At 74.7% G+C, this 12,423-nt stretch carries 7 protein-coding genes; 1 reads left to right on the top strand and 6 read right to left on the bottom strand.

Annotation, left to right across the window (positions count from 1 at the left end; genetic code table 11):
* Window positions 1-9: 9 nt before the first annotated feature.
* From R4Z63_RS03520 to R4Z63_RS03510, 3 genes are all read right to left on the bottom strand, one after another.
* Window positions 10-1,230, bottom strand: coding sequence for a TerD family protein (locus tag R4Z63_RS03520; RefSeq protein ID WP_384455367.1), 1,221 nt, complete (start codon window positions 1,228-1,230; stop codon window positions 10-12).
* A 64-nt stretch (window positions 1,231-1,294) separates the two neighbouring features.
* Complete coding sequence (locus tag R4Z63_RS03515) at window positions 1,295-5,647, bottom strand: CHAT domain-containing protein (protein ID WP_384455364.1); 4,353 nt, start codon at window positions 5,645-5,647, stop codon at window positions 1,295-1,297.
* Window positions 5,648-5,736: 89 nt separating this feature from the next.
* Window positions 5,737-6,540, bottom strand: a complete 804-nt coding sequence (locus R4Z63_RS03510) for a hypothetical protein (protein ID WP_384455361.1) — start codon at window positions 6,538-6,540, stop codon at window positions 5,737-5,739.
* 647 nt (window positions 6,541-7,187) lie between these two features.
* Here R4Z63_RS03510 and R4Z63_RS03505 point away from each other — a divergent pair.
* Complete coding sequence (locus tag R4Z63_RS03505; protein ID WP_384455358.1) at window positions 7,188-9,065, top strand: caspase family protein; 1,878 nt, start codon at window positions 7,188-7,190, stop codon at window positions 9,063-9,065.
* 76 nt (window positions 9,066-9,141) lie between these two features.
* Here R4Z63_RS03505 and R4Z63_RS03500 read toward each other — a convergent pair whose 3' ends face one another.
* The 3 genes from R4Z63_RS03500 to R4Z63_RS03490 are packed head-to-tail and all read right to left on the bottom strand — an operon-like array spanning window position 9,142 to window position 11,655.
* Entirely contained in the window at window positions 9,142-9,822 is a 681-nt protein-coding gene (locus R4Z63_RS03500; protein WP_384455355.1) for an RES family NAD+ phosphorylase, read from the bottom strand.
* Window position 9,823: 1 nt separating this feature from the next.
* Window positions 9,824-10,501 (bottom strand): hypothetical protein, encoded by a 678-nt coding sequence (locus R4Z63_RS03495; protein WP_384455352.1) that lies wholly within the window; start codon window positions 10,499-10,501, stop codon window positions 9,824-9,826.
* Window positions 10,495-11,655 carry a hypothetical protein gene (locus R4Z63_RS03490; protein ID WP_384455349.1) on the bottom strand — a complete coding sequence of 387 codons (1,161 nt, stop codon included), beginning with the start codon at window positions 11,653-11,655 and terminating at the stop codon, window positions 10,495-10,497. The genes R4Z63_RS03495 and R4Z63_RS03490 overlap by 7 nt, the downstream gene beginning before the upstream one ends.
* Window positions 11,656-12,423 lie beyond the last annotated feature (768 nt).

Below are 12,423 nucleotides of genomic sequence, written 5' to 3'. Positions count from 1 at the left end.
CGGCCGTGGTCAGCCGCCGGCCGGGACGGTCTTGAACTCGACGGGACCGGTGCCCATGCGGAACTTGCCGTTGGAGTACAGCGTCGGGCGCGCCTCGACGTTGCGTCCGCTGTACTGCTCCACGTGCCCGATCCGGACGCCCTCCTCGGCCGTGAAGTCGACCATGGCGATGGCCACCCAGTAGGCCTGGGCCCGGGTGCTGAACAGGGGCACCGTCACGGTGGAGCCGCAGTTGTCGGTGACGACCACCCGTGCTCCGTAGGACCGGAACGATCCGACACCGTTCTCGACCGCGCTGTAGGCGCACAGCAGGACGTAGCCCTGGAGGTCGGGGCGGGCGATCGAGACGGTCTCGCGTCCGGGCTCCCGGGCGTCGCCGTCCAGGGCGATGAAGGGCGGGCCGGTGAGCGAGCCGAGGCGCCGGTAGTAGATGGTCAGATCGGTGGCCTTCGGCCGCTGCCCCCGTACGGTCACCAGGTGCCTCGGGACGGACAGCGCGTACAGGTCGAGGTCCGCGCCGGCCTGGCGTCGCCGCGTGCTCCCGCCGTCCCATTCGAGCGTCGCGGTCACGACGACCCGGGGGTCGTCCTTGCGCAGCGAGAGCACGTCCGTACCGGACTTGGTGAGGACAATGCGCCGCGCGGCGGGGGCCGGCGGTGCCGACGGCGGGGCCGGGACGGGGACCCGGACGGGGGCCTGGACGGGGGCGGGCGTGACGGTCGGGGTCGGGCCGGGGTCGTCCACAACCACGCCGAAGTCCGTCGCGAGTCCGGCGAGGCCGGTGGCCCAGCCCTGTCCCACGGCCCGCACCTTCCACGCACCCGCCCGCCGATACAGCTCGACCACCAGGGCCGCCGTCTCCCCGCCCACCAGCGGCGGCGGTTCGAAGACGATCCGCGTCCCACCGCACTCGACCGCGGCCCGCGGGGTGCTTCCGGCGTCGAAGGAGACGGGGCCGCTCGCGCCGGTGTCGAGCGCGGCGACGATCGCGACGCACTCGACCGACGCGGGGACCGCGGCCAGGTTCACCGTGATCGTCGCGTCCGTCAGCTCCACCCCGCTCTCCACCGGATGGTTGAAGAAGACCAGATCGTGATCCCCGCGGACCCTGCCGTCGGCTCCGAGCAGCACGGCGCACACATCGATCTCCGCGCCGGGCGACACGAGCTGCACCCGGCACGAGGGTGCCGGCAGCGGGGCGTTGGCGCCCTTGGCGAGTCTGATGTCCATCGGTGGCCTCTCGTCGTGTTCCTGTGGGGCGGTCCCGGCTCCGCGTCCCGCCCCGTGCGTTCGGTCAGCGCCCCGTGGCGATGAAGCCCGCCCAGGCGCTCAGGTCGTCGGGCACGATGCGCGGCAGCAGGCGCGCCAGCCCGTCGGGAGCGTGTGGCGGCAGCGACCGGCCCGGGTCCGCCATCCACCGCTGCGCCAGCCGCAGGGCCTCGGCCGGCCCACGGCCCTCGGCCCGCAGGTAGTGGTGGGTCATGAACATCAGCAGCGACGTGGCCTCGTCGGGCACCGGCCACAGCGAGCCGACCACCGACCGCGCCCCGGCCGTGAGGAAGGCCGTGGCGAGGGTGTAGGCCTCGTTGGTCCCGCGCCCGGAGACGTGGCTGCGGCAGGCCGCCAGCACCACCAGGTCCGGGTGCCCGCCGTCCGCGTCGCCGTCGATGGTCTCCGTCAGCTCCTCCGCCGCCAGGTTTCCTCCGTGCAGCAGCAGTGCCGCGCTGTGCCGCACGTTCTCCACCACCGTGGCGTGGCAGGCCAGGTGGAGCGTGCCGCCCCGGCCGGCGCCGGACCGCAGCCACGCGAGCACCTCCTGCGGACGGCCCGTCCCGCCGGGTGTGGTGAGGCCGCCGGCCCCGGCGCGCCCGAGGTAGACGGCCTGCGGGTAGTAGGCCTCGCGCACGGCCGCCGCCTCCCGACCGGCGAAGGGCAGGTCTCCGGTCGGATCGCCGACGATGAGGGCCGCGTCGGTGCGGGGCCGTGCCGGGCGCTCGGCCACCTCGCACAGCAGTCGGGCGGAGGCGGTGTAGGTGAACTCCGCCGTGTCCAGCGCGTACCGGCGCCCTCCGCCGGACCGGGTGCTCCAGGCGGCGTGCCAGGGCACGGCCGACAGCTCTCCCATGGGGACGAGGACCAGCCGGGGCGCCCGGCCGGCCGGTGCGACCGGTACGTCCCGATCCAATCCGCACGCCAAGGGTTCCGCCACCGCCTGCCAGGCCCAGGCGCACAGCCGGTCGAGCCGCTGGGACAGCGACCTTGCACGGGGCGGGACATGGGTGCCGGGCCCGCTGCCCATGTCCCGCCGCGCGGGCCGGCCGCCCCGCTCCGTGGTGGTGACGGTGGTGAGGGCGTCGAATGCGGCGACCGGATCGAACACGGCGGCCGGATCGAACCCGTCGGCCGGGGCGACACCGGCGTCCCTCCGCGGTCCGGTCCGTTCCGGCGGGGTGGCCGTCATCCGGGCCTGCCGGACCGGCCCGCCCTCCGGCCGGACGAGGTACTGGCGTATCGGCTCGGCGTCCTCACGCAGCAGCGGCAGTGGTACGACGCCGGTCCGTCCGTCGGCCGCCACCACGAGCGCGGCGCCGGCGCCCTCACCGACAGAGCCTGGCGGGCCGGCGGGGAGCAGGTAGACCAGGGCGTCGCGCCCGAGCGTCCGCAAAGCGGCGGCGATCCGCGGTACGCCCGGTGGGGAGAGCAGGCGGGCGGCAGCATCGCCGTCCAAGGCCAGCAGCACATCCAGGACCTCGCGGCGCAGGGCGCTCGCCGGAGCGGCACCGGAAGCGAGCACCCTTGCCCATCGGTCCGCCAGCGCGCCGTGCCCGGCGTCGCTCAGGCGTCGTTCGACGGTCCGGGCCGTCGTCGCCGCGTGCAGGACGAGGCCGCGGCAGGCGTCGAGCGTCCAGGCGGCCTCGGCCGGTTCACCGTCCGCCAGGCACCAGTGGGCCACGCTCAGCGCGGTGGCGCTCGCCCCGGCGGCGGCCGTCGCGGCGTCGGCCGTACCGGCCTGGAGGAGCACGCCGTACGCGGTGGCCCGCAGCGCGTCCGCGGCGATGCGCCGGGACCTCTGCCGGTCGCCCGCGGCCCCGTCGTCCCGCAGGCGCAGGGACTTGGCGAACAGGAATCCGCTGTGGGCCCGGAAGGGATGCTCGGGGCCCCCGGTCTCCCGGTACGTCTGGTCCAGGACCTCGATGGCTTCGTCGAGCCGCCGGCGCCGCGACCAGGGGCGGCCCAGGACCGCTTCACCGCAGCCCAGGAGGCCGATGAGCATGCCGGACCCGAGCCACACGTCGTCACCGCGTACGGCTGCGTCCCGGGCCGCCCTCAGCACGGCGGCGGCGTCCCGCAGGGCGGAGCGGTCCCTGCTGCCGTAGGCGCGCGCCGCGCGCGCAGTGCCGATCGCGGCCAGCATCCCGGCGCGTTGTGTCGACGGCATGCCCGCCGTGGAACGGACGAGGTCGAGCGCGGCGATGTCGCCGCTCGCCGGTGGGGTGGCGGTCCGGGCCAGCTCGGTCCGCAGGGCCTCCCACGCCGGATGGCCGGGGTCCATGCCGAGGACCTCGGGGCTCAGGGCGGCGAGGGCCCGGTCCCGTGGGCCGGCGGATCCCGGTTCCAGGAGCGTTGAGAGGACGGGGAAGACGGCCTGGAGGCCGGCGAGGTCCGGCAGGCCCGCGCGCTCGGCCTCGGTCATCCCCTCCATGCGCCGGATGAGGTCCCGCATGGCCCGCACGCCCGCGGTGACGTCGTCGTGGCCGCCGTTCACCACGCCGTTGAGGATTCTGAGGACGGACTCCATGCCGACCATCACGTCCGGGTGCCCGGTGGCCGGGCCGTGCTCGCCCGGGGCGCCGGTCGCGGTCGCCGCCACCCCGGCGGCCTCGACTGCGCGGCCCAGCAGCGGGCCGGCGCGCAGCGCCCCGTAGTGGCCCTGCGCCACGCTGACGGCCATGCTCGCGTTCCGGCCGAGCGCCCCTTCCACGGGCGCGACCGTCTCCAGCAGGGCCTGGAGACGGTCGGGGGTGAGCCGCGTCCGGTCGGGGTCGAGCAGGGGGGTGTGCCGCAGCAGGACCATGGCGTGGGCGACGTGGTCCGTGTCGCGGTCGGTCCCCTGCTGCCAGCGCCGCAGCAGTTCCTCGACGTCTTCGGTGGGCCCGACGAGTTGGTCGACGGTTCGGGTCCAGTGCTCGGCATCCGTCGGCGTACCGGCGCCGGCCGCCGCGGCCGTCTCGGCGCGGTAGCGGGCCGCGTCGGGGTCGGCGGTGTTCCCCCCGCCGGCGAGCAACTGGGCGCGGACGACGGCTCGTATCAGGAGCGCCGACAGGAGGGGATTCGGCTCCGCCGTCCGGTCGAGGACGGCTGCGGCGGCCCGGGCGGAGGCCAGCAGCTCCGCCGGCCGGTCACTGGACAGGTCCAGGCGGTAGGCCGCCAGCTTCAGGAACGGGACGTGCGGGGGGCCGTGTTCCGGCAGCCACCGGGCGGCGGCCTCCTCCAGCAGCTCCAGGGCGTGTGCCTGCTCCGTCGGGTCGGTGTCGGCCGCGGGGAGGTCGACGAGGAAGCAGGCCAGCGCAACGAGCACGTTCGGGACGGCCGCGCCGGTGTGCGCGGCGGAACCGGTGACGCTGCGGACACGGTCGACCAGTGCGCCCGGTGCGGCGGCGGCTCCGTCCACCTGCCAGGCCTGTACCGCTGCGCAGACGGCCAGCGTCTCGGCCCGCTGCGCGCGGTCGGCCCAGAAGGCCTCTCCCTCCGACGCGGACTGCGCCGCGGAGGCGGCCTGCCGGGCCCTCGCCTCCTCGCCCGACGCGGTGAAGGCGGCGTCCGCCTCCCGGAACAGCCCGGCGTCCGAGGCCAGTACCCCCTGGTTGAAGAGGGCGACACCCCGGCCGTCCCCGATGGGCGACACGTCGTCGGCGTCGGCCTGCGCGCCCCGGACCCTCGCTGCCCGGGCTTCGGCGAAGTGGCGGGCCCCCTCGGCGAGGCCGGGCGCGTCACCGATGTGCGCCGCCCGTTCGGACAGCAGCCGGGCCAGGGCTTCCTGCAGCGCCGCGCGGTCCGCCGGCGCCAGGGCGGGTTCGTGGCCTTCGCCGGCCTCGGGGCTTTTGCCGTCGAGGAGCGCCGTGTAGCCCGCCACGGCCCGCGCGTGGTCGGACGGCGCGCCGGTGAGCGACCAGCGCAGGGCGGCGATCTCGGGCAGGTGCAGGCGTGCCCACCGGGCCGCGTCGGCGTCGACGGTGTCCCGTGGGAGGTTCACGACGGCGGCGACCAGCGTCTCGGCGCGATCCACCGTGGCCGGCGTCGGGTGCCCGTCGTCCTCCGTGAGGAGCAACTGGGCCAGGTGCAGGTACCCGTGGGCGCGCAGTTCAACGGGCCCGCCGTCCGCCGCCAGGCCCCGCTCCAGTGCGGCCCGAGCCAGTGCACGGTCGTACGGGCCCTGTTCGGGGTCGCCGCCGTCCGCCACCCGCTCGGCACAGAGCAGGCCGAGCCGCAGCCAGGTACCGGCAGCCTCCGGGGACCCGGGAGCCGCCTCCTGCGCCTCGCCCAGCAGCAGGTCGCGGTCCCAGCGGGAGGCGTCGAACCACTGGCTTTCCCACGGGGGCGGCAGCGGGTGGGCGGGATCGAAGCAGGGGTGGCGGGAGCCGGTCATCGTGGATTTCCCTCGGGTGCTTCGTCCTGGTGCGGATGGCGGGCGGATGTCGGCGGCGGGTGGGCGGCTGCCGCTGTCGGGTGCCCCGTTCAGGGCCGCAGGACCACGCCGAACCGGGTCGTCAGCCGGTGGACCTCCCACCACGTCACGGCGGTGACCGTGACCGGGCCGCCGAGCACGAACAGCAGCGCGAGCGGTACGGGCCCGGGCGGGAGGCCCGACGTCAGGAGGCCGACGGGCACGAACTCCCACACGAGGAGGGCGGTCAGCAGGCCGGGCAGCGCCTTGTGGATCTGGCCGGTCCCGAACCCGGCGCGCACCACGAGGCTGGACGAGAACAAGGTGAACGCCGCAGCCCACACCAGCAGGGCCACGATCACGATGGCGACCGCGAAAGCGATGTACGGGTGATCCTCCAGGGAGCCCAGTACCCCGATGGTCGCCAGCAGCAGCAACGGCACGGACGACAGCGCGCCCACGTACTTGGCCACGGTGATGAGCGGCACGCGCAGCGTGCCCCTCATCCGGGCGTGCTCGCTCACGGAGGCCCATCTCATGAGCAGGTAGACGAGCAGTGGGGCGGTCAGCACCAGCAGCCATGGCGCGACCATCATGCGTACGGCGCCGTCCGTCAGGGCGTTCTCGATGTCGTTCTGCGCCCCGTAGGCGATGAGGAAGACGGACGACGCCAGCACGGCGAGCACCGCGCGGACCTTTTTCATCCGCGACAGGGGAGGGTCGAGGATCGGATCGTGTTCCAGGCGGAAGACGCGATGCGCGCGATTGCGTGCCGATCGGACCAGCGAGTACATGATGAGGAGCGGGATCGTTCCCGGCACCAGCAGGACGGCGGCGTTGAGGCAGCCGGGTACGGACTGCGCGATTTCTCCCACAGACCGCCACTCGCGGAAGCCCTGGGGCGTCTCCTGCGGGGCGGCGGCCCCCCAGCCCTCGGGGGTCTGCTGCCCGTGTCCCCAGCCCTGCCCGGGGTGAGGGGTCGGGTAACCCCACCCTTGGACGGGGTGCGGGGCCGGTTGTCCCCAACCAGGAGCTGGCGGTTGCCCGGCGCCCCAGGGCTGCGGCTGTCCCGGTATGGAACCGTGCCCGTACGGACCGCCGGGGTTGCCCGGCGGCGTCGCGTTCGGAGTGGTGTCGGTCATGCTGTCCCCCTTGCGCCGGAGACCCCCGAGAGGGCGGCGCGGTGCTACGGAACGGATCAGGCGGAGGCACCCGGGCGGTGGCGCGGGTGGTACGGGCCGTACGAGCGGCGCGTATGCGGATGCGGGTACGAGAAGGAACGGAGCATGCGGATTCAGTGCGCCACGGACGGGCGCGAAGGCGTGTGCAGGCAGCCCGGGTTGACGGTGATGTGCCCGTCCGAACGCTGTTACGGCCCGGCCCCGAGCCCGCGCGCCGGGCGGGTGCCGACCTCAAGTGAACCCCAACCCGAGCCTTTTGGAGGCCTGTTTCACCGTCTGCGCCCCGAAGACAACCCGGATTCGCCCTACGGGCGACCCACCCCCTCTGCCAGGCTTTCCGCATGCCAACGGTCAACTGCCTCCTCGTGGGCATCGACGCCTACCCCACCCACCCCTTGACGGGCTGCCGCAACGACGTCGCGTCCGCCGAGCGATGGCTCCGCTCGCTGGCGGACCCCCTGGTGAACATCCGCGTGCTCACCGACGCCGGGGCCCACCGGTCGGCCGTCGTCGAGGCGATCACCACGCACCTCGGCGCGGTCGGCCCCGGGGACACGGCCCTGCTCTGGTTCAGCGGGCACGGCTCCGACCGTGCGACCGAGGATCCGCGCGAGGCCACCGGCCGGGCGCAGGCGCTGGTGTGCCACGACAGCCTGGACGAAGGCGGCCTGCCCCTGGCCGACGACGAACTGGGCGCGCTGCTGGACGGGATCGCGGCGACCGGCGCGCACGTCGTGGCCGTCCTCGACTGCTGCTACTCGGGCGGGGCGACCCGTGAGGACCGTAGGGCCCGCAGCCTGCCCTGGCAGCCGTCGTGGGACCGGCTCACGCGGCGCGGCGCTGGGAGATCGCTCTCGGGACCGGCCGCCGGCGCACCCCGGCACGTCCTGCTGGCGGCGAGCCGTCTCGACGAACTCGCCTACGAGACCCGTGTCCCGGACGCCGACCCGCATCCGGCGACGGAGGTCTCGCCCTCACCCGTCGATCCGGGGAGCAGCCACGGGGTGTTCAGCGCAGCGCTGTTGGAGGTCCTCGCCGACCTGGGCCCCGACGCATCGTGCCGCGAGATCCTCGACGTGGCCACGGCGCGGATGCACGGCAGGCCCGGACGGCAGCACCCCACCCTCCACGGCCGGGGGGACCTCGGGTTCCTGCACGGCGGGCGGGTGCCCGCGTCCCGTTTTCGGCTCGGCTTCGCGCACGGGTCCTGGTCGGTCAACTGCGGTTCCGTGCACGGACTGGACGCGGTGGGGGGCGAGTTCACCGTACGGACTCCGTCGGGCGGAACCGGGACCGTGGCGGTGCGCGAGGTGTTCCCCGAACGGTCCCGGGTGGAACCGCTGGACGGTCTTGCCGGGGCGCTGGACCGTACCCGCCTCACCCCCGCGGTACCGTCCGCCATGGCCTTCCGGCCCGCGGCCGTCACGGTGACCGGTGGCGGTGCGTGGACGGATCCGCTCAGGTCCGCGATCGATGACCACCCCCTGCTGGCGACCGGCGGCGACGGGACGCCGCTGACCGTCGCCGTCACGGACGGGGTCGCGCGCGTCACCGGCGGCAGCCGCCCCCTGCCGTCGCTGCCGCTGCGCGACGACGGCGACGTGGCGGGCGTCGTCAATGCCCTGTCGCACCTGGCGCACTGGCACCGGGTACGCGCCCTCGCGAACCCCGATCCGACGCTGTCCGAGCTCGTCCGGGTCCGCGTGGAGCCGATCCTCGGTGCCCAGCGCCTCTCGGCCACGGGCGAGCTGGTGCACGAGTACACCCCCGACGGGCAGCCGCCGCAGGCCCGCATCACGATCCACAACACTGCGGACCGCAGGCTCTGGTGCACCCTGCTGGACCTGACGGACAGCCACGGCATCTCACACGGGCTCTACGAAGGCGACTTCGTGGCGCCCGGCCACACGGCGTACGCCCTCAGGGGCGCCCCCGTCCTGCTCTACCTGCCCGAGGACCGCTTGGTGCAGCCCGGCGCGTACGTCCAGGACTGGCTGAAGGTCATCGTTTCCGAGAACGAGTTCGACCTCGAACCCCTCCTGCTCCCGCCCTGGTCCACCGAGAATGCGGGGCGCTCGACACGCGGGGCGTCCGCACCGCTCCTGCGCGTCGGGGGATCCGCCGCCGACCGTGACCTGGGCGGGTCCTCCGCGACCGGCCGGTGGGGAACGTCCACGTTGGCCCTGCGCACCGAGGTACCGGGCCCGGCCCGTTGGTGAGGACGCCTGGGAAGGCCCGCGTGTGGACCCGGAACAGGTAGGCCCACGCGGGTCGGTGCGGGGACGCCCAGGCAGGTCACCATGCCAACTGCGACACGGACACGGCGGGAGCGACCCTGGCTCCGTAGCCGGAGAGGACCTGGTTCAGCCAGTGCTCACCCTCCGGTGTCCCGAAGTCGATGCGCGGGGCCGTGTCCGCCTCCAGCAGCTTCGTTGGGCAGCGGTCCTCGAACAGCACGGTCGCCCGGTCGGCCGGTTCCCGCTTCGACGGCCACACAAAGCCCGCCGCCCAGGGTTCCGTGTGCTCTCTGATCCACCGCGCCCAGTCGCGGGTCTGCGGGTACTCGGGGGGCTCGGCGTGAATGAGCCAGGAGTCCTGGCCGACGGCGGCGAGGTCGGCGCCCGACATGAGCGACAGCACGTCGATGTCCTCGGACAGCTGCAGAAAGGACAGGCTCCGCCGGGCCACTGCGGCCCGCGGGAGGAGGCGGAGCCCGCCGTCGGGGCGGAAGGGCACCGACCGCAGCAGCACTTCGCTCACCGCGGCGCCCACGCCGAAGCCCGCGTAGAGGAACCCGAAGGGGGCGCGGGCGGTGCCGTCGAACCGGCCGCCGCCGTAGAGTTCGTCTGCCGGTACGGGGTTGAAGGCCGTACCGGGACGGCGCGAGGAGTGCACCCGGTACAGCGGGGTCCCGGCCGGGAGGACCACCGGTCGCGGAACGCCGGGCAGGGCCGCGGGCGGCGGTTGGTTCGGCACGTCAGTCCCCCTCGCCCGCGCCGGACGCCTCGCGGCCGGCCGCCCACAGTGCGACGTCGCGGCCGGTTCCGAGCAGTGCCGATGGGGGCTCTCCCCACCAGGTGTGCTCCGAGGCCCACCAGTCGGCCGTGCCCCACGGGTCCTCGGCCGCCCCCAGCAGGGCATTGATCCGGGCGACGATGTCCCAGGGGGCGGCGCCGGACTCGAACTGGAACGCTGGGTAGCGGCGCCGGCCCCGTGCGTCGGACAGGGCGATCAGGTCCCGGTGGGTCGGATCGCCGCCCGCCCGCACGAGCTCCGTCTCCGACAGCGCCGGCATGTCCAGCAGCCGTTCGCGGACCGGTCGGAGCCGGGGTCCCACCATGGGATTGCCGTCGATGACGAGCATGCACAGGTCGGCGGCGTCGAATCCGGCCGCGGCCTGGGCCTGCGCTCCGGCATACCGGGCCGCGTCGGTGTCGCGGCGCAGTTGGTCCGCCTCGTCCTCGGGCAGGGCGTCCAGCACCGCCCGTACGACGTGCGCGACGATCTCCGCGCGCTCCGTTGCCCCGGCGTCCTCCTCGGCGCGCAGCCTGCCGAGCAGCGCCGTGAGTTCGTGCCGCACGGGCCGGGGGAGCCGCGGTGCCAGTCGGTCCCACCGTGCGGCGAACACCCCGAGCATGTCGGGGGAACTCACCATGTCCCCTCCACCACCTCGTCGCACCGGTACGCGGCCGGCTCGCCGGCCCCCTCCACCCTGCGACCGTCCAGCACCCGCAGCAGTGTTCCGGCGGAGGCCGGACGCCGCATGACCAGGTGCACCTCGCGCCCGGCGGCGACGGCTGCGGCGAGCGTCGGCCACAGGGCGCTCACGCTCTCCTGGACGGGCAGCCCCCCGCGCCCGGCGCCCAGCAGGGCGAAGCAGATCGAGCGCAGCGGAGGATCGAAGAGCGGCGCTTCCCGCGCCATCAGGGACAGCGCCCCGGAGGCGGCGGCCGCGACGTCCCGGGGCAGGACGTCGTAGTCGTTCGAGCCGGTGCGCGGAATGGCCACCGCGGCGTGGTAGACACGGCGTACGCCCTGTCCGGCCAGGGCTCCGGAGGGGGTCGGGACGACGGTACCCGGAGCCACCGCTCCGTGCGCCAGGCGGTGCTCCCGGCGCCAGGCGGTCAGCCCTTCCTGGAGCGGATCCTCCACGACGGTCCCCGAGGCGTCCCGGACCGCCGCGGCCCGGCGCAGGGCGGCTCCCACCGAGGCCTTGTACGGGCCCGGGAGGCTCAGGTGGGTATTGGTCGGCGCCACCACCACGTCCACGCCGCGCAACAGCTCCACGGGGTGGATGTGCAGGACCACCCGCGCGTGGCGCCCGGCCCCCCGCAGCTCGGCCCGTTGGTGTTGGAGGTCCGGGGCGGGCAGCGGTGCGGCCCGCTCGGCGAGCGTGCGGGGGTGTGCGGCGGCACCGTTCGCGGCGACCCAGCACACCTGCTCGGCCACCTGGTTCAGGACCATCCCCTCCTGGAACTTGCGGAACCGCTCGGTGCTCACCCCGTAGACTTCGGCCGCGAGCCGGCGGCGGTCGGCGGCAGCCCGGCTCCGCAGTGCCGGCGCGAGGCCGAGCGAGAACTCGGCGGCCTGTCGTAGGTCGCCCTCTCCTAGTAGTTCGACGGCCGTCCGCAGCGTCCGCTCCACGGCCATCGGCCAGGAGGCGGGGGGCGGATCCGCCACACAGGCCGCGGCCCGGCGCAGCAGCGGGACGTCGAGGTGGCGCAGCCGCGTCACGCCCTCGCGGCGGACGACCTTGATCTCGGCCAGCATCGACGCGGGGTCGAGGGGCTCCTCGGTCGGCCATGGCATGCTGCCCATCGTGGCACAGCCACGCCTCCGACATGTCGCACTTCCCCGTTCTCGCTCCACCGCCCGCCCCTCTCCCACATGCCCCACAGTGCAGGCTGGTTACGCACACGCGGGGCGGGTAGGGCGAGGCTTGCTCGCCGACCGACGAGTTCCGACGGCTCCCCGCGGACCGCTTCGGCGGATCCGTTCGGCGTGAGCGGGGGCTCGCTGGTGGACGCCGTCCCGGCATCCGACGGTTCGATCCCTGCACTGCTCGCCGCCGCCGACCCGCACCCCGCCTCACCTGCTGTCGTCCCCCCGGTCCTCGTCTGAACAGACAGATCAGGCCGGGCGAGTTCCTCCGCTCCCGGCGTTCCCCCGCCCCGAAGAGGTCGGCCTGCCGGACTTCGGAGGCCGCCGCCGGGCCTGGTGTCAGAACCGGACGGCGGCCGGCTGGGTGCGGAACCCGGGGAGGCGCCTGCCCGTGGGGCGGGCGGTTCTCAAACGCGCGGGGGCGCACTTCAGGATGGCGACTTCCACGGGCACGTACTTGATCGCCTCCTTGTCGGCCGCGACCGGTGGTGGGCCTGACCCTGCGGCTGCCGACTGACTCAAGTGGCTGTCGTCGTGGAGGCCCGCGACCGAGGATCCCTTCCGGTACCCGCAAGCACCGGTAGAGCGGCGGCAACCGTACCCCTCTGAGGCCACTCCTCCCGGCTTCGGGCGGTCGAGCAGTTCCGCGACGAGGCAATGAAGTCGTCTTCCGTGGTGCGGCGGAGCTCTGCGACA

The sequence above is a fragment of the Streptomyces sp. PL-29 genome (assembly GCF_058344425.1).
This window is presented reverse-complemented; position numbering and strand designations above follow the sequence as displayed.

Coding starts and splice junctions, on each gene's coding strand:
- R4Z63_RS03505 (WP_384455358.1), top strand. CDS start 7,188: ATGCCAACGGTCAACTGCCTCCTCGTGGGCATCGACGCCTACCCCACC.
- R4Z63_RS03490 (WP_384455349.1), bottom strand. CDS start 11,655: ATGCCATGGCCGACCGAGGAGCCCCTCGACCCCGCGTCGATGCTGGCC.
- R4Z63_RS03515 (WP_384455364.1), bottom strand. CDS start 5,647: ATGACCGGCTCCCGCCACCCCTGCTTCGATCCCGCCCACCCGCTGCCG.
- R4Z63_RS03495 (WP_384455352.1), bottom strand. CDS start 10,501: ATGGTGAGTTCCCCCGACATGCTCGGGGTGTTCGCCGCACGGTGGGAC.
- R4Z63_RS03520 (WP_384455367.1), bottom strand. CDS start 1,230: ATGGACATCAGACTCGCCAAGGGCGCCAACGCCCCGCTGCCGGCACCC.